Here is a 19,307-nt window from a genome sequence, read left to right as displayed (position 1 = left end):
CGCAGGTGAAGGGCGCAGGTGAAGGGCGCAGGCGAAGGTCAGCCCGTGCCGTGGAGCCGCTCCAGGCCGTCCAGCGTCAGGTCGAGAGCGAACTCGAACTCGAACTGGTCGTCGCAGCCCGACCCGACCACGGACTCCTGGTCGTGAGCGACCGCCATGGCCAGTTCGGTGATGTGGGGGTAGCGCGCGGCCATCTCCTCGGGCGGCATCGCGTCCGGATCGGGCTCACGGTCAGAGGTGTCCTCGAACAACTCCTGGGAGAAACCCAGCAGGCGGCTGCCCATGACATGCATCGCGTGATGGACCAGGTCGATCGAGAACCCCCCGGCCCGAAAGATCCCGATCATCGAGTCCAGGTACTCCATGACCGCGGGCGTCGGCGTGGTCCGGGCCTTGATCCGCGACTCGATGACCTCGGGCGCCCACGGGTGGCGCAGCAGCATGCGGCGGGCCGACAGCACCCGGCGGCGAACGGCGGTCTTCCAGTCGGTGTCGCCGACCGGCGGGTCGATCTCAGCGACGAGGACGTCGATCATGCCGTCCAGCAGCTCGTTCTTGTTGGCCACATGCTTGTACAGCGCCATGGGCACGACGCCGAGCACCTGCGCGATCTTGCGCATGCTGAGCGCGTCGACTCCGCCTTCGTCGGCGAGGGCGACAGCGGCAGCCAGAACCCGCTCCTTGTTCAAGGGAGCGCGGGGTCGCGTGGCGGAGCCGGCCTGTGTGGTCATCTCCACCATCCCCTCTTCCGCGGGCGAGGCCCGGAGCCGACCGGCCTTCCCGTCGACGAAGGTACAGCGTCGTGGATCAGGACATGTTCTTCGTCATCGCAAGCCCTGGTCGACCTGAGGCGCGAGATCGCCGAACGCGACGACACCCTGATCGACATCGTTCCGCGGTGGCGACCCCGCACATCGCTCTTGCCCGGCGAGCCGGTGCCGCAAGGCCGTGGCCTCGGGAGCACCCAGGGCGTCGAGGATCTCCAGGGCCTCCGTCCAGTACGGCACCGGGTCGGCGGTCGCGGCGGCGACCGAACTCGACGGCGACGACCGGCTGCCCGTACTCCAGCCCGCAGTGGGCGAGCACGGTCAGCGCCTCGTTCTCCACCAGGCGGTATTCCGAGCGGCGGGCCAGATCGAGTGCGGCGGTGGCCCGCCGGCGATCGGTGGGAACGGAGACGGAGGCCGGCCCGAGGAGGGAGCGCGCCTCGATGTCGCGGGCCCCGCGCCTACGGGCCGGGTGTCAGCGCCTCCTCGAAGGCCGTGGCCGCCTCGTCCCGGCGGCCGACCGTCAGCAGGACCCCACCGAGGGCGAGCTGAGCGGTGGCGCGGCTGTGGCTGTCGCCGTCCTCGTCGCTGAGGGCGGCGGCGGTCCGGGCGGCGTCCAGGGCACCCACGAGAGGCACCCACGAGATCCCCGGTGTCGCACCGGACTCGTCCGCCCAGAACGCGAAGCCGTTATTGACCATGGCGGCGCCGACCTGCTCCGCCATCTGCGGCCCCGTCCCGGCACTCGCGGCCGTCGAGGGCGCCATGAGACACGCGGTGAGCACGGCCGGCGTCGCGGGGACGAGGGCCGGGTGCCGTCGTCCGGTTCTGGTTCTGGTTCTGGTTCTGGTTCTGATGACCATGTCTTCTCCTTCAGGCGTGGGGCCCAGCATGTGCTGCGCCGTGGTTCCCAAGGTAGGAAGCGGCCAGGTCAGTACGGCTGGACCGGATCTGCACCCTCCACCGCGGCGACTCCCGGCCCCCGCCCGGCATGCCGGTCGCCCCCTGCCGACGGGGCGACCGCCGCCCCCTGAAGGGCGGCGTTGGGGAACTTCAGCTCCCGGGGGTCGTACCGGTCGTCGGAGGGCGGGTTTCCGCGGCGATCCGGTGGTGTTCCTGATCAGCCAGTTCGGAGACGGCGAGGGCCCCGCACGCAACGGCCAGGGACTTCATCTCTTCCAGCTCGGCGAGTGCTTCGGCCCGGTGGCCGGAGGCAGCCAGTGCGGTACCGGCCGTCAGGCGGGCCATGGCCTCGTTGAGGGGCATCCGGGCCGCGCGAAACTCGGCAGCGGCCCGGCACGCGGTGGGACTTGCCGCCGGGTTCTGCCGGGCCATCTGCGCCTCGGCGCGGGCCAGCAACGCGAAACCCCGGCCGGGCGGCAGGTCTGAGGCCGCGGCGGCGCCGGCACGGTCGGCCCACATCTCGGCAGCTGTCACGTCTCCCAGGGCCAGTTCAGCGACAACGAGCAGCCGGAACCACATCGGGCGGACCGGGGCTTCGAACCCGAGCAGGTGCGGGCCGCCGCCCGCTTCGAGCACCTTGCTGACACAGCCCTGCGGATCGCCGTTGAGCAGCAGCGTCTGGCCGAGCATCCCCACCATCGCCGACCGGTGCGCGCCCAGTGCGGGGCCGGCCGTGGAGAGTGACTCCTCACAGATCTTCAGTGCTCCGGCGAAGTCTCCCCGCCACAGCAGCACTGCCGCGCTCACCACCTCGGCCAACGAGCGCGGCTCGCCGCTGCCGACGAGTGACGCCGCCTCCAGGGCGTCGTCGGCGTAGGTCGCCGCCTCGTCCAGGCGTCCGAGCCACAGGTAGGCGTAGGCGGAGGCGGCGAAGAGATCGGCGAGCACAAGGCTCTGGCCGGTGCGGCGGGACACCTCCAGGCCTCGGCTCAGATGGCGCAGCGCGGGTTCGTAGCGTCCGTGGAGCATCTCCGTCCAGCCCGTCATGACGAGCGTGTCCATCTGCCCGGCCAGTTGCTGGTCGTCGGTGTCGTCGAGCACTTCCACCACGGGGTCGAGGTAGTCGGCCGCCCGGGTGTCGCCCGCGAAGGTATGGGCCAGGGCCAGGAGAGCGCGGACCGCGGTGGTCTGCGGCGGGTCGCCGAGGCGTTCCGCGGAGTGCAACGCGCGTTCGCCCCAGTCGATGGCCGTGGAGAAGTCGTTCGTACGAAGCGCGACCACCGCGACACCCAACTCCAAAGTGGCGGTCTCGGGCCGCAGTTGGCCCTCGTGGTCCGCCAGCTCCCGGAGCAGCAGAACCATGGCCTCCTCGTACCGGCCGAGCGCCCACTCCATGGTGGCTCGCAGGGCGGTCAGCTGGGCCCGCCGGCCGCTTGCTCGCGCGGGCAGGAGGGTGGCGGCCGTGCGCAGGATGTCGCGGCTTTCCAGCAGCCGCCCGGCCATGCCCAGCGCATTGGCCTGCTGGAGCCAGAGTTCGGGCCGCAGCCGACTCTGCTCGCCGAGCAGCCGCAAGGCTTCCTGTGTCCAATGCGCGGCGGTGGCCGGTGCGATCGTCATCACCTGACGGGCGGCCCGTACGAGGACGTCCACGGCATGCTCGTCCCCCACGCGCGCCGAACGCTCCACGTGCGACGCCTGGGCGGTCAGCGGTGCGCCGTGCAGCGCCAGGCCGTCCGCGGCACGGGTATGCGCCTCGATCCGCCAACCGGCGCCCGCCCCCTGGTACACCGCTGCCCGCACCAGCGGATGCCGGAACCGGAACTGGCGCGTGGAGCCGATCTGACGTACGAGGTCCCGCTCCGCCACCTCGTCCAGGGCGGCAAGGGCCTGCGCCTGACCGGTTTGAGCCACGACCGCCACCATGTCCGCTTCGAACGAGTCGCCGAGCACCGCGGCCGCCTGTGTACAGACCCTCGCGGTGGCCGACAGACCTCCCAGCTCCTCCAGCAGTGCGGCACGCACCGATCGCGGCAGATCGCCGACGACAGATGCCGAGACGGCCGGGGCCACCGGCGGGCTTTCGTCGCCGGCGCTTCTGGTCAGCGCCTCCAGGTAGAACGGGTTGCCGCCGCCGGCCTCGTACAGCCGTTGGAAACGCCAGTGATCCGTCCTGGCCCCGCACAACTCCGCTCCCTCGGCCGGAGACAGCGGACCCAGCTCGACCCTGGCCACCCTTCCCTCCGTTCCCGCCCGGGCCAGTGCCGCGGCCAGACGTGGCGGGGCCTGCCTGGGACGGTAGGCGAGGGCGAGCAGCAGCGGTGTCCTCGGCGGATGCCGCACCAGATGGTCGATCAGCTCGGCGGTACCGTCGTCCGTCCACTGCAGGTCGTCCAGGCTGATCACGAGCCCGCCGTCGGCACTCAGCGTCTCCAGCAACGTTCGCACCGCCCGGTGGAACCAGTACCGTTCGACCGTCACCGGATCCGGCCCGGTCGGGAAACGATCACTGAGTGCCGGGAAGACCGTACTCAGCAGGGCGAACGCGCCGGGCGGTGATCCGTCATGGCGGAGCCGGCGGAAGTCCACCGTGCCGAGGTGGTCGTCCAGGGCGTCCACGAACGCACCGTACGGAGCCCGGTCGAACTCCGCACTGCGTCCGGCCAAGGACACGAAGCCGCGCTGTCTCGCGCGCTCGCCCAGTTCGCCGAGCAGCCGGGTCTTTCCGATACCCGGTTCCCCGACCACCTCGACCACCCCTGGCGCACCGGCCAGGGCATCCTCGATCGCACCGTCGAGGACCGTCAACTCCGCCGCCCGCCCGACCAGCTGACTCCCCGTCCAGCGCCGCCGCGATGTCGGCGGACCGGGCGGGGCTCCGCCGTCCCACCCGGTGGGCACCGGCGGGGACATGGGTGACGGGCGCGGCGGGAGGTCAGGGGCGGATCCCGTGGCGCGCCCGGCCGCGGGGCCGGCGGCCGGGACGTTCAGAGCGGGATCGGCGGCGAGGATCCGCTGGTGCAGTCGCCGCAGCGGGAGGGTGGGGTCGCAGCCGAGTTCTTCGGCCAGCAGGAGCCGGGTGCGCTCGTAGTGGCTGAGGGCATCGGCCGGGCGGCCACCGCGGTACAGGGCGAGGATGAACTGGCCGGCCAGTCGTTCGTCCAGTGGGTGGGTCTCGACCCGGGCGGATAATTCGGCCGGCAGTCCGTTGTGGTGACCGCAGCGGAGCCGAACGTCGGTGTGGTCCAGTTCGGCCGCGATCCGTTCCTGGCCCACGGCGTCGCGGAGTGCGTTGATCCAAGGGGTGTCCAGACCCGCGAAGGCATCACCCCGCCAGAGGCCGAGTGCCTGCCCGAACAGGGCTTCGGCCTGCTCGTCCCGCTCGCTGCGCGCGGCCGCGCGGGCGCGTGCGGTGACGTCATGGAAACGGTGCAGATCCACCGCGGTCGCCTCGACGTCGAGGACATAGCCACCGGATCGCCGGACGATATCCGCCCCCTCCGCGACGGCCAGGGCTTGCCGCAGACGGGAGAGGTACCCGTAGAGGGTGTTCCGGACCCGCTGCGGAGGACGGTCGGCCCAGACGCGCTCGACGAGTTGGTCCACCGAGACCACCCGGTTGGCGTCCACCAGCAGCACTGCCAGCACACACCGCTGCCGGGCATGCCCCAGATCCACGATTCGGCCGTCCACACGCGCCTCGACACTGCCGAGCACATCGAACTCAACCGTCACCGCGCTCCCCCGAGTCTCAAGTCCCCCACCTTGGGATAGCACCTTCGACCAGCCGATTCAACGTTTGTCCAAGATTCACCGACGGTCGGCCGCGCACCGTGGTCCAGGACAGGAAAGAGCGGGCCGCACAACCCGGAGGCCCAGCTCGACAGGCGTCGAGCAGGGAGGACGAACGCGAGTGACCCTCCGCCAGGCCTCGAACCGACCCAACCAGGGAGCAAGCAGAATGCAGAGAATCCTTGCCAGGACCGGCATCACGCTCGGCGGACTCGCGCTGGCAGTAGGAAGCGCCACCGTCATGGCACCGACCGCCCAGTCGGCGGGGACGTCGACCATCGCGCGGTTCGAGGGCAAGACGATCGACCTGTCCGAGGACTGGGGCGCCGCCAAGGCCTGCAACGTCCAGCAGGGCGTCATCGAATGCTTCCGCACCGCCGAGAAGAGCGACGCGAGGGCCGCTCAACAGGCCAAGACCGCGAGCCCCAGCGCCGCCCTGGGCTACTGCTCCACCCCGCTACGCCTCTACGAGCACGCCAACTTCAACCTCTCCCCCTTCCCCGAGGGCCGGATCCTGTCGTTCTACGACAGCGGTTACTGGCAGAACCTGGGCGACTACGGCTTCAACGACCAGACCTCTTCCTACAGGACCGGCAGCTGCGCCACCTCCTTCGCCAAGGACAACGACGGCAGGGGGACCAACCCGTCCAATGTCTTCGTCGGAGCGTGGCAGTCCGACGGGAGGATGGGAGGCGGCACGTGGAACGACCTGCTGAGCTCGGTCTACCTCTACTGACATCCCGGGGGCGCCGACCGCGGGAGGACTGGTTGCGGGAGCTTCGCTCCTGCTGCAGTCCGCCCTGAGGCCCCACGCCGACAGGGCGGTGCGGGGCACGAGGACCCTGCCCTGGCATCGGCGCCGTGACCTGCCGATTTCAGGTTTGCTGCAGGTTTACCGAAGACGGGAGCGCCACGATGGCCTCTGCCTGGCCACCGACGCCATCGTGGGGCGGCCGACCGACCGAGGGGGGACGATCATGCCGATCCAGAAGGGCGCCGCCGTACCCCGTCACACCACAACCGGCGTTCCCGACGCCCAGGTCACCGTCCACCCGGTCACCACGGACGACGGACTCGGCCTGCAACTGACCCGTTTCCGCCGGGCGGAGTGCGACGACGTCGTACTCCTCGTCCATGGACTGACCGCGTCCAGCGACCTGTTCATCATGCCCGAGCACCGGAATCTGGCGACGTGCCTCCTCGACAACGGTTTCGCGGACGTGTGGACGCTCGACATGCGGATGAGCAACCGCTTCCCGTACAACACGGAACCGCACGCGCACACCCTCGACGACATCGCCCTGTACGACTACCCGGCCGCGCTCGCCGAACTGCGCCGGCATGTCGGCGAACGACGGGTGCACGTCGTGGCGCACTGTCTCGGGTCGATGACCTTCCTCATGAGCCTGTACGCCGGCGCCGTACGGGACATCACCAGCGTCGTCACCAGCGCGGTCGGCCTGCTGATGCGCGTACCGGCCTGGTCGCGCTGGAAGCTGGCGTACGGCCCCGCGCTCGTCGAGGGCGCGCTCGGGCTGTCCCAGCTCGACCCGCGGAGCGGCGACGCGGCCTGGTTCAGCCGGAGCGGGTTGTTTTCCCGTCTGGTGTCACTGGCGCACCCTGAGTGCGACAACCCGTCCTGCCACATGGTGAGTTTCATGTGGGGCACCGGCTGGCCCGCGCTCTACAGCCACGACAAACTGGACCCCGTCACTCACGACCGTGTCGCGGACCTGCTCGGCCCTGTCGGGCTGGGCTACCACCGGCACATCGGCAGGATCGTACGAGCGGGTCGTGCCGTGAAGTACGACGACGCCGAGCCGCGCCACGCGCGCCTCCCGGACGACTACCTCGCGGTGGCGGCCAAGGGCGGCCCACCGGTGCTGTTCCTGACCGGCGAGCACAACCGCGTCTTCGGGGACTCCGTCGTCCTGGAGCACGAGGAGATGTCGCGGGAGACCGCCGACCCCGACCGCTACGAACTGTTCGTCGCTCCCGGCTACGGCTACGTGGACACGATCATCGGCCGGGACGCGCACCGGGACGTGTTCCCGCACCTCCTCGACTTCCTCCACCGAAGGGCGGTATGAGATGACGGAGTCGCTCGCCGAACACGTCGGCACCGTCGTCGTCGGCTCGGGATTCGGCGGCTCGGTGGCCGCGTACCGGCTGGCCGCGGCCGGACAGCGGGTGGTGCTTCTGGAACGCGGACGCGCCTACCCGCCCGGCGGCTTCGCCCGGTCCCCGGCCGAACTCGGCCGTGCGTTCTGGGACCCGCGGGCAGGCCTGCACGGCCTGTTCGACGTGTGGAGTTTCCGCGCCTTCGACTCCGTCGTCGCCAGCGGACTGGGCGGCGGATCGCTCATCTACGCGAGCGTGCTGCTGCGCAAGGACGAACGCTGGTTCGTCGACGAGCAGCCGCTGCCCGGCGGCGGCTACGAGACCTGGCCCGTCGGCCGCGCCGAACTCGACCCGCACTACGACGAGGTCGAGCGGATGCTCCGCCCGGTCCCGTACCCGCTCGACCGCCCCGGCTACACGGACACACCCCGGGCGCACGCGATGCGTGAAGCGGCCGAACGGCTGGGCCTGACGGCGCAGCGGCCACCGCTCGGGATCAGCTTCGCCCCGGAACCGGGCGCCGAACCCGAGCCCGGACTGCCGATGGCCGACACCGGCCAGGGCAACCTGCACGGTGTCGGCCGCCGTACCTGCCGGCTGTGCGGTGAGTGCAACCTCGGCTGCAACGACGGTGCCAAGAACAGCCTCGACCACACCTATCTGCCGGCGGCCCGGCGGCACGGTGCCGAACTGCGCACCGGGCACGAGGTGCGCGCGGTGCGGGCGCTCGCGCGAGGCGGATACGCGGTGGACTACGTCAGACACGGTGGTCCCGGTGGACACGGACCGGATGGCGAAGCCGAAGGGAACGGGGACGGGGGAAGGGACGGGGAAGGGGGAGGGGAAAGGGGTGATCCGGACGGCCGCGGGGGCGGAGGAGGCGTGTCCGGATCACCCCGTACCTCCGGAACGCTCCACACCATCAGCTGCGACCGTCTGGTCCTGGCCGCCGGCACCTTCAACACGGTCTCGCTGCTGCTGCGTTCCCGCCGGAACCTGCCCGGTCTGAGCCCGGCGATCGGCAGCCGGTTCTCGACGAACGGCGACCACCTCGCGTTCGTGCTCCGGGCCAGGCAGGGCGACGAGCCCCGGCCGATGCGGCCCAGCCACGGTCCGGTCATCACCAGCTCCATCCGGCTGCCCGACGAACTGGACGGCGTACCGGGCGCGGGGCGCGGAGGGTACGTCCAGGACGCGGGATACCCGGGTTTCGTGGAGTGGCTCGTCGAAGGCGCTCACGCACCGCAGGGAGTCTCCCGGGCGGCCCGCTTCCTGGCCGGGAGGCTGCTCGACCGGATCTCCCGCGCCCCGGACCCCAGCCTCTCGGGCGCGTTCGCCGGGCTCCTCGGCGACGGCGCGTTCACCGGTACGTCCCTGCCGCTGCTCGCGATGGGCCGAGATGTGCCGGACGGCGAACTGCGCATGCGTGGCGGCCGGTTGGACAGCACCTGGACGGTACGGGGCGGCAGCGCGGCCCAGTTCGAGCGGACGCGCGCACTCATGCGGCAGATCGCCGGCACGCTCGGCGGCGGATACGCCGACCATCCGCTCTGGCACCGGGAGCGCGTCCTCACGGTGCACCCGCTCGGCGGCGCCCCCATCGGCCGGCACCCCGGCACCGGGGTCTGCGATCCGTACGGCGAGGTCTTCGGCCACCCGGGCCTGTACGTCGCGGACGGGGCGGCGATGCCCGGCCCGGTGGGCCCCAACCCGGCCCTCACCATCGCGGCCCTGGCCGACCGTATGTGCACCCGGCTGCTGGAGCACCGGCCCGCCACCCCACGGGCGGTCACGCACCGCACGTACCCCCGCCGCACCTCTCTGCAGTTCACGGAGGAACTGCGCGGACGTTACGCACCCGGTGCGGACGGGTCCCGGACCGAACCGTTCGCGCTCCGGCTCACCGTCACGGCCGACGACGTGGACGCCTTCCTGGACGAACCGGACCATGAGGCGCGCGCGGACGGCTGGATCGACAGCCCCTCCTTCGGAGGGCGCCGCCCCGTCCCGCACGGCAGCGTCCGCCTGTTCGCGGACGGCCGCCGCACGATGCGCTACCGGATCCACTTCACCGACGCCGACGGTCAGCCCCGCACCCTCGCCGGCCGCAAGGACCTGGCGCCCGGCGCCCCGGCCCGCCTGTGGACCGACACGACCAGGCTGACCTTCCGCGTCCTGGACGGACACGTCCACGAACCGGGCGGGACCGACGCCGCACTTCTGGGCACGGGGACGGCGGATCTCGGCGCCACCGATCTCGCCCGCCTGCTCACCACGTTCCGCACCACGGGCCCGCACGGCACCGCGGCACTCACTCGCTTCGGCCGCTTCTTCGCCGGCGAACTCTGGAACACCTACGCCCTGCGGCGCCCCTGAGAAGCTCGGGAAACACCGCCTCGCCCCAGCCCCCGACGCGGATCCGCCGGGGCCCTCGTTCGCGCCACCGGTCTTTAGATGGTCGCGGTGTCGATCACGAACCGGTAGCGCACATCGCTGGCGGTGACCCGCTCGTACGCCTCGTTGATCTCGGAGGCGGCGATCAGCTCGATCTCCGAGCCGATGCCGTGCTCGCCGCAGAAGTCGAGCATCTCCTGGGTCTCGGCGATGCCGCCGATCATCGAACCGGCGAGGATCTTGTTGCCACCGATGAGGGAGAACAGGTTGAGAGCGATGGGCTCCTCCGGGGCGCCCACGTTCACCAGGGCGCCGCCCGTGCGGAGCAGGCTGAGGTACCCGCCGAAGTCCAGCGGCGCCGACACCGTGGAGACGATGAGGTCGAAGGAGCCGGCGAGCTCCTCGAAGGTCTTCGGGTCGCTGGTGGCGTAGTAGTGGTCGGCGCCCAGCTTCAGGCCGTCGTCCTTCTTGCGCAACGACTGCGACAGGACGGTGACCTCGGCGCCGAGCGCGTGCGCGATCTTGACGCCCATGTGGCCGAGGCCGCCCAGGCCGACCACGGCGACCTTCTTGCCGGGTCCCGCACCCCACTGCTTGAGCGGCGCGTACGTGGTGATGCCCGCGCACAGCAGCGGCGCGGCGACGTCCAGGGACAACCCGTCGGGGATACGGACGACGAAGTTCTCGTCGACGGCGACGTGCGTGGCGTAGCCGCCGTAGGTGGGCTCGCCGTCACGGCCGATGCCGTTGTACGTCTGGACAGCCCCCCGTACACAGTGCTGTTCCTGGCCGGCCTCGCAGTTGTCGCACTCGCGGCAGGAGTCGACCAGGCAGCCGACGCCCACGCGGTCGCCGACCTTGTACTTGGTCACGCCGGGGCCGACCTCCGAGACGACGCCCGCGATCTCGTGGCCGGGGACCATCGGGAAGATCGCCTCGCCCCAGCCCTCGCGGACCTGGTGGATGTCGGAGTGGCAGATGCCCGCGTACTTGATGTCGATCAGCACATCGAACTCGCGGACCGCACGGACCTCGATGGTGGTGCGCTCCAGGGGAGCCTTGGCGGCGGGGGCGGCGTACGCAGCGACAGTGGTCATGCCGGGGGTTCTCCTAGCAGAGGTTCCGTGCCCGGCTGCCTTCCGGCCGGGCACGGAGTCCAGCCTGCCGAACGGCCCGGCATTCACCCAGGCCACGGCTTTGCGTACGTCCGCCGGTCCTACCACTGGCGGGGTCAGGATGGTGTGCGTGCGCCGCCGCACTCCCCGGCTCCCGGTCCCGGGACGGGGACGGGGACGGGGACGGGGACGCTCGCACCGCTCGCACCGGAGCACTGGCGCCCGCCGGTGCGGCCGGCGTTCAGCAGGGAGCGGGTTTCGTTGACGACGGCGCGGTCCAGGTCCGCATGTCCGCCGAGTTCGCCTGCGTACGAGCCGTCCTGGCGGACCGCCAGTGCCCGGCCGAGGAGTTGTGCCGGACCCCGGACCACGCGGGCGAGTGCCGCCGCCTCGCCCCGGGCGGCGGCCGACAGCGCCACCCGGAACGCCTTCCTGCCCGGCCCGTCGGCGGGCACCGGCGTGATGAGGATGTCGAGGACGCCGCCGCAGGTCAGCCCGACGGCGAAGGCGTCCTCGTCGCTGTAGCCGAAGCGCTCGCGCACCGTCCGGCCGTCCTTCAGCGCCTGGGCGCACAGGTCGTAGACCGCGCCTTCGACACAGCCGCCGGAGACCGATCCGATGGCGGTGCCGTCGGCGTCGACGGCGAGCGCGGCACCCGGTCCGCGCGGCGCGCTGCCGCTGACGGCAACGACCGTGGCGACCGCGAAGTCCCGCCTCTCCTCGAGCCACCGGTTCAGCTCGTCCGCGAGGTTTAGCATGTGCATGCCTTTCTGTCGTAGGACGGGGCGGACCGCCGTCGCCTCAGAGCAGCTTGTCCAGCGTGATCGGCAGGTCCCGCACCCGCTTGCCGGTCGCGTGATGGACGGCGTTCGCCACGGCCGCACCGACACCCGTGATGCCCACCTCGCCGGCGCCGAGGATGCCGAGGGGCGCGATCGGGTCCGGGTCGTCCAGAAAGGACACGTCGATCGGGGGGACGTCGGCGTGCACGGGGACGTGGTACTCGGACAGGCTGGGGTTCATGATCCGTCCGGTGCGCGGGTCGACGAGGGTCTCCTCCGCCATCGCCAGGCCAAGGCCCATCACGATGCCGCCGCAGCCGGTGGAACCCGGCGACCGGGACACGCCGGATGCCGCGCACGCTCTGCACCTCGACGACCGCGTCGAGCATGACCAGCGCCACCGCCATGTCCGAGGGATGCGTCGCGACGCAGGGCTCACTCGCCCCCAGCACCGCGCCGCCGCGGGAGAACCCGCCGACCGCGTCACAACCACTGCCGGGCGCCCGCTTGTTGCACGCGGCGCTCTCGTCGTAGAAGTACATACAGCGGGTGCGCTGCAGCAGATTCCCGCCCACCGTCGCCATGTTCCGCAGCTGGGCGGACGCCCCGTGCAGGACCGCCTGCGCCAGCACCGGGTAACGGGTCCGGATGACGGGGTCCGCAGCGAGCCGGCTGTTGCTCACCAGCGCCCCCACACGGACCCCGCCGTCCGGCAGCTCCTCGATCCCCGTCAGCGGCAGGCGGGTGATGTCCACGACCGTCCCGGGCTGTTCGATGCCCTCACGCATGAGGTCGACGAGGTTCGTCCCGCCCGCGAGGAACTTCACGTCTTCGCCGTCCGCGACCGTGCGCAGCGCCGTGTCCAGGTCCGGTGCGCCGACGTAGGAGAACGACTTCACTTCGCGACCTCCCTGATCGCCGAGACGATGCCGTTGTAGGCGCCGCAGCGGCACAGGTTGCCGCTCATCCGCTCCCGGATCTCCCTCTCGTCCAGCTCCCCGCCGGTGGCGGCGAGGTGCTCGGTCGCCGCGCTGGGCGCGCCTTCCTCGTGCTCGGCGAGCATGCCGATCGCCGAACAGATCTGACCCGGCGTGCAGTAGCCGCACTGGAATCCGTCCGCGCGCACGAACGCCGCCTGCAACGGGTGGTCGACCCCTTCGATGGTCGTGATCTCACGACCCTGGTACTGCACCGCCAGTGCGAGGCAGGCGTTGATCCGCCGGCCGTCGGCGAGCACCGTGCACGCGCCGCACGCGCCCTGGTCACAGCCCTTCTTCGTGCCGGTCAGGCCCAGATACTCGCGCAACGCGTCGAGCAGACTCACCTGTGGCGAGACGTCCAGCCGCCGGGCGGATCCATTGATCCGCAGCTCGATCTCCACCGTGTCATTCCTCCGGTTCGCCCGAGGGCTCGTTCTCTTGGGGGCGCCATCAGGCACCTGCGACAGGGCCAGAGGGACTCCGGCCTGAAACACCGCGTCTTGCCTCGCCACACGCGCCGATGAAGCGGGCGGCGTCACACCGGATCGATCTCGGAGACGGCGCCCGCGATCTCGTGGCCTGGGATCACCGGGCAGCGGTTCCGTGCCCGGCTGCCTCCCGGCCGGCGGTCTCCAACGTGGCGGACGACCCGGCATTCACCCAGGCCCCGGCTTTGCGTACGTCCGCTGATCCTGCTACTGGCGGGGTCAGGATGGTGTGCGTCCAGCCGTGGATACTCGAGGCATGGACGAATACCCCGAGCCGGTGCACGGGCCCGCCGCCGGCGCTCTGGACCCGCGTGCCGAGCTCAGCGAGTTCCTGCGCACCCGGCGGGCTCGGCTGAAGCCGGCGGGCGTGGGGCTGCCCGACTTCGGACGGCACCGGCGGGTGCCGGGGCTGCGGCGGGAGGAGCTGGCGCAGCTGGCCGGGGTGTCGGTGGCGTACTACACGCGCCTGGAGCAGGGCAACGGGCGGAACGTCTCGGCGGAGGTCCTCGACGCCATCGCCCGCGCGCTCAGGCTGAGCGACGCCGAGCACGCCCACCTCACGCACCTGGCGAAGCCGAAGCAGAAGAAGAAGCCGGGCGCCCGCAGCCAGCAGGTGCGGGGCACCCTGCGGACGCTGCTGGACACCATCGACGGCGTCCCGGCGATCCTCGCGGGGCGGCGCTCGGACATCCTCGCCTGGAACCGGACGGCCGCAGCGGTCTTCGGCGACTGGACGGAGCTGCCGGCGCACGAGCGGAACTGGGCGCGGCTGGTCTTCCTGCGGCCCGAGTACCGCGACCTGTTCCTCGACTGGGAACAGAAGGCGATCGACGTCGTCTCTCTGCTGCGCATGGACGCCGGCTCCCATCCGGACGACCCCCGGCTGTCCGCGCTGGTGGGCGAACTCTCCGTGAAGAGCGAGGAGTTCAGGCGGTTGTGGGCCACCCACGACGTCAAGGAGAAGTGCCACGGCATCCAGCGCCTGCGGCACCCGCTCGTCGGCGAACTCGATCTCCGCCTCGAGTCGTTGCACCTGGCCGACGACCACGAACAGATGCTGGTGACGTACCACGCCGAACCGGGCTCCCCGTCCGCGGAGGCACTACGACTGCTGGCCAGCTGGGGCGCGGACGCGGCCCGGACGGGAACGGGCACGTCGTCGGCAGGCAGAGGCAGAGGCAGAGGCAGAGGCAGAGGCAGAGGCAGATGAACTTCCGTTGACCGTCGGTGAGTTGACCGCACGTCACGCCCAGCGTCTCCGGGATCTCCTCCCCTCCCCCCTCCCCCCCTCCCCCCCTTCCCCTCCCCAATGACCATCGTCAGGGCCCGGCGTGGTCGCCCGGTCCTGACCATCGTCAGGAGCCGGCGTGTCGCTCCAGCAGGGACCGGACGCTGAAGGACTGCACCTCGAGAAGGACGATGGTGGTGTTGGACCGGACGACCCCAGACGCTTCCAGCAACAGGTTCGTGACACGGTGCAGGTCTTCGGCGTCCCGGGCGACAACTATCTCGACGCCATCGACCGCGATGCCCACAATCCGGCGGACCTGGCCCTCCACCTCAGCCGCCGCGCCCGCGGTCTGCCGCTCCGGTTCAGCCTGGCCGTCCACGGAACCGAGCGGTACTCGCGCGCGGTGGAACAGACACTGACCACCAGCCGACTGGTCGCCGACGCCGTACGTGCCAGTGACCATCTACGCCCGACGATCGAGCCCGAGCTGTCCGTCGTCCTCTTAGAACGCCCTGGCTGGGGCCCGCAGGACTACGCGTCGTGGTCCGCCCGTGCCGCCGAGACAGGCGCCATGCTGTGCGTGCCGACCCAGGGGAACGGCGCAACGGTGCTGCGCATCGGCCTTCGTCAACCCGGACGCCCGTGCCGACGACGTCATCGACACCCTTCGCACGCTCCGCCAGTGCGTGGCGCGGGAGCGGACGCCGTAAGGCTCCGGGCACTGACGGGCGGCCACGGGCGCGCACTCGGTGGTCGACCTCGGACAGCAGAGCCCGCACGGTCGCACGAACGGGCACCAAGCCTCTCGCCGACCGCACGCGCGGCGGTGGTGTCGTGGCGGTTCCGATTCCTCGCGTCCTGGAGGTTCAGCCCTTGGGCCGGTCCCGCCGTGACGGGGCAGGGCCGCTGCTCTCCCGCACGATCAGCTCGGGCTCGGCCCACAGGGGCAGGGCCGGGGCGGTATCGGGCTCGAGGAGCCGGTGGAGCAGGCCGAAGCAGCCCCGGCCGAGGCCTTCGAAGTCGAGGCGGACGGTGGTCAGGGCGGGGTGTGCGTAGGCGGCATGGGGGGCGTCGTCGAAGCCCACCACGCTCAGGTCGCCCGGCACGTCACGGCCCGCCTCCCTGGCCGCGCGGAGTACACCGAGTGCCAGGTCGTCGTTGCCGCAGAGCACGGCCGTGACCGACGGGTCGGCCAGCAGCGAGCGGGCGGTGAGGTAGCCGGAGCGGGGGCTCCAGCCGGCGTCCAGCGGTTCCGGGAGGGGCTTGCCGGCCGCTCGCAGGGCGTCGCGCCAGCCCTCGGTGCGCCGGCCGACGCGGGTGGTGGAGGACGGGATCGCCAGGTACCGCACGGTCTCGTGGCCGAGACCGAGGAGATAACGGGTGGCCTGAGCCGCGGCCGCCCGGTCGTCCAGCCAGAGCTGGGGCCGGTCGCCGGGGCTGCCGTCCTCCGGCCGTTCCACCGCCGCCGCTGCCGGGAACCCGACGGGCAGTGCCTGCCACGCCTGTACGCCCGGGGCGTCGAAGGCGATCACCAGCACCGCCTCCCCCGGCCGGCTGACCCGGGCAGCGACATCCGCGGGCTGCTGGGCCGCGCCGGTGTCGAGCACGCTGATCCCGACCGCGAAGTCAGCCGCCCTCGCCGCCTCCTCGATGCCCTTCAGAGTCGCCGAGGCACCGTACAAGGAGGTGTCGGAGGTCAGCACGGTCACCGAGCGCACCGCACCGCCGGCCAGCGCCCGGGCCATCCGGTTGGGTGTGTAGCCCATCTCGGCGATGACATCCAGGACCCGGGCCCGGGTCGACTCCTTGACTTTGGGATGGCCGTTGACGACTCGGGAGACGGTCTGGTGGGACACGCCCGCTTCCTTGGCGACGTCCCGGATACTGACGGTCTTCGGAGCCTGCGGTCCCCCGGCGGAGCGGGGGGCGGGGGTCGCTTCCTGCATGGTGGGGACGGCTCCTCGTTCCCTCGTCCGCGGTTTCCTTCAACCACGAAGTCACCGTTCAGAGTAGAGCGCATTACCGAGACCCCGTTGTCCCCGGGCTCGGCGCCACCGTAGGCGCGCCCTGGAAGCTTCCCGACCGCCCTCACCTGACGGAACGCCAAGAGAAAAGTTCCACGCGGAGTATTGCGAAGGGCAAATGTTACCGTTCACACTACCCCTGCGTCACCGACGCGTTAAGTCCGATGTCGGGTGCGTGCAGGGACACCCACGCGCAGGGCGCCCACCTCGCACTCACCCTTGATGCAAGCCTTGCTGCGCCTTCTCCCGCCACCGTCCGTTGCTAGTCCCACGGAGCCCAAAACTGTGAACGGTAACATTTCTGGGTCCTAGACCGCTGAACCGCGAGGAGCCGGTTCCGTGCCGGGCGCGGACTCCGTGCGCCCTGGCCGGACGCGAGGAGGGCAGCAGCCGCCGCTCGTACGGCTGTCCGGTGCTCGCCGGCCCCATGTCGGGCGAACTTCACAATCTCACCTGTTCAACCTCTTGGCACACGCCTGAACAGGTGCTGCCCATAGTCCCCATCTGTGCTGTTCATTCGTATGAGGAAAGAGTCGATTCCATGTCATCAGGGAGAACCGCCGTGCCCCACTGGACAAGACGTATCGCCGTCCAGGCGTTGGTCCTCAGCCTGGCTCTCGCCGGGCTTGCGGCCATGGGCGGCGGCCGGACACCGTCGGCGGACCTCGGCCGGACCGAGCCGGTCGCGGTGACCACCAACCAGGTCGCGGTTCCGTCGGCACCGATGGGCTGGGCCTCCTGGAACAGCTTCGCCAGCAGCATCGACTACAACACCATCAAGGCCCAGGCCGACGCCCTCGTCTCGTCCGGCATGGCCGCCGCCGGCTACAAGTACGTCAATATCGACGACGGCTGGTGGCAGGGCGCCCGCGACAGCAACGGCAAGATCGTCACCGACGAGAGCCTGTTCCCCGGCGGTATGAAGGCCATGGCGGACTACATCCACAGCAAGGGCCTGAAGGCGGGTATATACACCGACGCGGGCAAGCAGGGCTGCGGCTACTACTACCCCACCACCAGGCCCGCGGCGCCCAACACCGGCAGTGAGGGCCACTACCAGCAGGACATGCAGACGTTCCAGGAGTGGGGCTTCGACTTCGTCAAGATCGACTGGTGCGGCGGCAACGCCGAGGGCCTCGACCAGGAGACCACCTACAAGGAGATGAGCGCGGCCAACGACGCCGCTGCCGCGATCACCGGCCGCAAGCTGGTCCTGTCGTTCTGCGAGTGGGGCACCGGCAACCCCTGGAACTGGGCGCCGGGCACGGCCCCGATGTGGCGCACCAGCACCGACGTCATCTTCTGGGGCAACAGCCCGTCCACGGCCAACATGCTGGCCAACTTCGACAAGGCGCTGCACCCCTCGTCCCAGCACACCGGGTACTACAACGACCCCGACATGCTGATGGTCGGCATGAACGGCTTCAGTGCCGCCCAGAACCGCACGCACATGGGCCTGTGGGCGATCTCCGGCGCGCCGCTGCTGGCCGGCAACAACCTCGCCACCATGAGCTCCACCACCGCGTCGATCCTCAAGAACTCCGAGGTCATCGCCATCGACCAGGACGCCCGCGGCCTCCAGGGCGTCAAGGTCGCCGAGGACACCAAGGGTCTGCAGGTCTACAGCAAGGTCCTGTCGGGCACCGGCAAGCGTGCCGTGCTGCTGCTCAACCGCACCTCCTCCGCCGCGTCCATCACCGCCCGCTGGGCCGACCTGGGCCTGACCACGGCCTCCGCCTCCGTGCGCGACGTATGGACGGCGACGAACGCGGGCAGCTCCGCGACGAGCCACACCACCAGCGTCCCGGCCGGCGAAGCGGTGCTGCTCACCGTCTCCGGCACCGAGGCCTCCGGCACCACCTACGAGGCGGAGTCCTCGTCCAACACCCTTGCCGGCAGCGCCGCCACCGGCTCCTGCGCGAACTGCTCGGGCGGCTCGCTGGTCGGCTGGGTCGGCAACGGCTCCGCCAACACCCTGACGTTCAACGGCGTCAACGCCTCGGCCTCCGGCGTGAAGCTCGCCACCATCGCCTACGTCAACGGTGACAGCGCCGCCCGTACGGCGACGCTCCAGGTCAACGGCCAGCAGCCCACGGTGGTCTCGTTCCCGTCGACCGGCTCCTGGACCACTCCCGGCACCGTCTCCGTGCTGGTCGGTATGGCCAAGGGCTCCAACACCATGAAGTTCTCCAACAGCGGCGGCTGGTCGCCCAACCTCGACGCCGTCCTCCTTCAGGGCATCGCGGGCGCCAACGGCAACGAGATCATCGGGACCGGCTCCAACCGCTGCCTCGACCTCGCCAAGAACACGATCACCAACGCCACCCAGCTCTCCCTCTGGGACTGCGTCGGCGGACACAACCAGACCTTCACCTCCACGTCGCGCGGCGAGCTCGTGGTCTACGGCAACAAGTGCCTCGACGCCGACAACAACGGCACCACCAACGGTACGAAGGTCATCATCTGGGACTGCACCGGCGGTACCAACCAGAAGTGGACCGTCAACTCCAACGGCACCATCACCAACAACCAGTCCGGCCTCTGCCTCGACGCCGTCGGCAACGGCACCGCCAACGGCACCAAGATCGACCTGTGGACGTGCAACAACGGAAGCAACCAGAAGTGGACGCTCAACTGACGGACTGACGGACTGACGCCCGCCGTTCGTCCCCGATCGGCGGACGGACCGGATTTTCCGGTCCGTCCGCCGATT

General features: G+C 70.8%; 13 protein-coding genes and 2 pseudogenes. 5 read left to right on the top strand and 10 right to left on the bottom strand.

Going from position 1 to position 19,307, the window contains the following annotated elements:
- Positions 1-38 precede the first annotated feature (38 nt).
- From I8N67_RS10575 to I8N67_RS10565, 3 genes are all read right to left on the bottom strand, one after another.
- Positions 39-731 (bottom strand): TetR/AcrR family transcriptional regulator C-terminal domain-containing protein, encoded by a 693-nt coding sequence (locus I8N67_RS10575; RefSeq protein WP_234045433.1) that lies wholly within the window; start codon positions 729-731, stop codon positions 39-41.
- Positions 732-1,228: 497 nt separating this feature from the next.
- Entirely contained in the window at positions 1,229-1,534 is a 306-nt protein-coding gene (locus tag I8N67_RS10570; protein ID WP_200302475.1) for a tetratricopeptide repeat protein, read from the bottom strand.
- 286 nt (positions 1,535-1,820) lie between these two features.
- Positions 1,821-5,402, bottom strand: coding sequence for an ATP-binding protein (locus tag I8N67_RS10565; protein WP_200302474.1), 3,582 nt, complete (start codon positions 5,400-5,402; stop codon positions 1,821-1,823).
- 226 nt (positions 5,403-5,628) lie between these two features.
- On the opposite strand from I8N67_RS10565, the gene I8N67_RS10560 reads away from it, so the two are divergent.
- From I8N67_RS10560 to I8N67_RS10550, 3 genes are all read left to right on the top strand, one after another.
- Positions 5,629-6,195 carry a hypothetical protein gene (locus I8N67_RS10560; RefSeq protein ID WP_200302473.1) on the top strand — a complete coding sequence of 189 codons (567 nt, stop codon included), beginning with the start codon at positions 5,629-5,631 and terminating at the stop codon, positions 6,193-6,195.
- A 241-nt stretch (positions 6,196-6,436) separates the two neighbouring features.
- The gene (locus I8N67_RS10555) at positions 6,437-7,549 is read left to right on the top strand and encodes an alpha/beta fold hydrolase (RefSeq protein WP_200302471.1); all 1,113 of its coding nucleotides are present in this window, start codon (positions 6,437-6,439) and stop codon (positions 7,547-7,549) included.
- 1 nt (position 7,550) lies between these two features.
- Positions 7,551-9,956 carry a GMC oxidoreductase gene (locus tag I8N67_RS10550; RefSeq protein ID WP_200302470.1) on the top strand — a complete coding sequence of 802 codons (2,406 nt, stop codon included), beginning with the start codon at positions 7,551-7,553 and terminating at the stop codon, positions 9,954-9,956.
- A 74-nt stretch (positions 9,957-10,030) separates the two neighbouring features.
- On the opposite strand, the gene I8N67_RS10545 is transcribed toward I8N67_RS10550, so the two are convergent.
- The 5 genes and pseudogenes from I8N67_RS10545 to I8N67_RS10525 all read right to left on the bottom strand — a co-directional run bounded on the left by I8N67_RS10545 (position 10,031) and on the right by I8N67_RS10525 (position 13,252).
- Positions 10,031-11,071 carry an NAD(P)-dependent alcohol dehydrogenase gene (locus I8N67_RS10545; RefSeq protein WP_200302469.1) on the bottom strand — a complete coding sequence of 347 codons (1,041 nt, stop codon included), beginning with the start codon at positions 11,069-11,071 and terminating at the stop codon, positions 10,031-10,033.
- Between the two features lie 185 nt (positions 11,072-11,256).
- A pseudogene (locus I8N67_RS10540) lies at positions 11,257-11,847 on the bottom strand (XdhC family protein); the annotation flags it as partial.
- Between the two features lie 43 nt (positions 11,848-11,890).
- Complete coding sequence (locus I8N67_RS10535) at positions 11,891-12,154, bottom strand: hypothetical protein (RefSeq protein ID WP_234045446.1); 264 nt, start codon at positions 12,152-12,154, stop codon at positions 11,891-11,893.
- Between the two features lie 31 nt (positions 12,155-12,185).
- Positions 12,186-12,770, bottom strand: a pseudogene (locus I8N67_RS10530) (FAD binding domain-containing protein); the annotation flags it as partial.
- Positions 12,767-13,252, bottom strand: a complete 486-nt coding sequence (locus I8N67_RS10525; protein WP_200302468.1) for a (2Fe-2S)-binding protein — start codon at positions 13,250-13,252, stop codon at positions 12,767-12,769. The gene I8N67_RS10525 and the pseudogene I8N67_RS10530, both read right to left, overlap by 4 nt.
- Before the next feature lie 343 nt (positions 13,253-13,595).
- On the opposite strand from I8N67_RS10525, the gene I8N67_RS10520 reads away from it, so the two are divergent.
- Positions 13,596-14,549 (top strand): helix-turn-helix domain-containing protein, encoded by a 954-nt coding sequence (locus I8N67_RS10520; RefSeq protein ID WP_200302467.1) that lies wholly within the window; start codon positions 13,596-13,598, stop codon positions 14,547-14,549.
- 145 nt (positions 14,550-14,694) lie between these two features.
- Here I8N67_RS10520 and I8N67_RS42485 read toward each other — a convergent pair whose 3' ends face one another.
- Entirely contained in the window at positions 14,695-15,033 is a 339-nt protein-coding gene (locus I8N67_RS42485; RefSeq protein WP_234045431.1) for a hypothetical protein, read from the bottom strand.
- Positions 15,034-15,436: 403 nt separating this feature from the next.
- Positions 15,437-16,516, bottom strand: coding sequence for a LacI family DNA-binding transcriptional regulator (locus I8N67_RS10510; protein ID WP_200302466.1), 1,080 nt, complete (start codon positions 16,514-16,516; stop codon positions 15,437-15,439).
- A gap of 619 nt (positions 16,517-17,135) precedes the next feature.
- Here I8N67_RS10510 and I8N67_RS10505 point away from each other — a divergent pair.
- Positions 17,136-19,232 carry a ricin-type beta-trefoil lectin domain protein gene (locus I8N67_RS10505; RefSeq protein WP_200302465.1) on the top strand — a complete coding sequence of 699 codons (2,097 nt, stop codon included), beginning with the start codon at positions 17,136-17,138 and terminating at the stop codon, positions 19,230-19,232.
- Positions 19,233-19,307: the final 75 nt, after the last annotated feature.

Source organism: Streptomyces adelaidensis (genome assembly GCF_016598475.1).
Lineage (GTDB): Bacteria > Actinomycetota > Actinomycetes > Streptomycetales > Streptomycetaceae > Streptomyces > Streptomyces adelaidensis.
The sequence above is the reverse complement of the archived record's forward strand: the minus strand, read 5'-3'. Positions and strand labels throughout refer to the sequence as shown.

Bases quoted from the DNA above. Each gene is read 5' to 3' on its own strand.
- I8N67_RS10575 (WP_234045433.1), bottom strand. From the start codon at position 731: ATGACCACACAGGCCGGCTCCGCCACGCGACCCCGCGCTCCCTTGAAC.
- I8N67_RS10505 (WP_200302465.1), top strand. From the start codon at position 17,136: ATGTCATCAGGGAGAACCGCCGTGCCCCACTGGACAAGACGTATCGCC.
- I8N67_RS10520 (WP_200302467.1), top strand. From the start codon at position 13,596: ATGGACGAATACCCCGAGCCGGTGCACGGGCCCGCCGCCGGCGCTCTG.
- I8N67_RS10535 (WP_234045446.1), bottom strand. From the start codon at position 12,154: ATGGCGGAGGAGACCCTCGTCGACCCGCGCACCGGACGGATCATGAAC.
- I8N67_RS10560 (WP_200302473.1), top strand. From the start codon at position 5,629: ATGCAGAGAATCCTTGCCAGGACCGGCATCACGCTCGGCGGACTCGCG.
- I8N67_RS10570 (WP_200302475.1), bottom strand. From the start codon at position 1,534: ATGGCGCCCTCGACGGCCGCGAGTGCCGGGACGGGGCCGCAGATGGCG.
- I8N67_RS10555 (WP_200302471.1), top strand. From the start codon at position 6,437: ATGCCGATCCAGAAGGGCGCCGCCGTACCCCGTCACACCACAACCGGC.
- I8N67_RS10550 (WP_200302470.1), top strand. From the start codon at position 7,551: ATGACGGAGTCGCTCGCCGAACACGTCGGCACCGTCGTCGTCGGCTCG.
- I8N67_RS10545 (WP_200302469.1), bottom strand. From the start codon at position 11,071: ATGACCACTGTCGCTGCGTACGCCGCCCCCGCCGCCAAGGCTCCCCTG.
- I8N67_RS42485 (WP_234045431.1), bottom strand. From the start codon at position 15,033: ATGGTCACTGGCACGTACGGCGTCGGCGACCAGTCGGCTGGTGGTCAG.
- I8N67_RS10510 (WP_200302466.1), bottom strand. From the start codon at position 16,516: ATGCAGGAAGCGACCCCCGCCCCCCGCTCCGCCGGGGGACCGCAGGCT.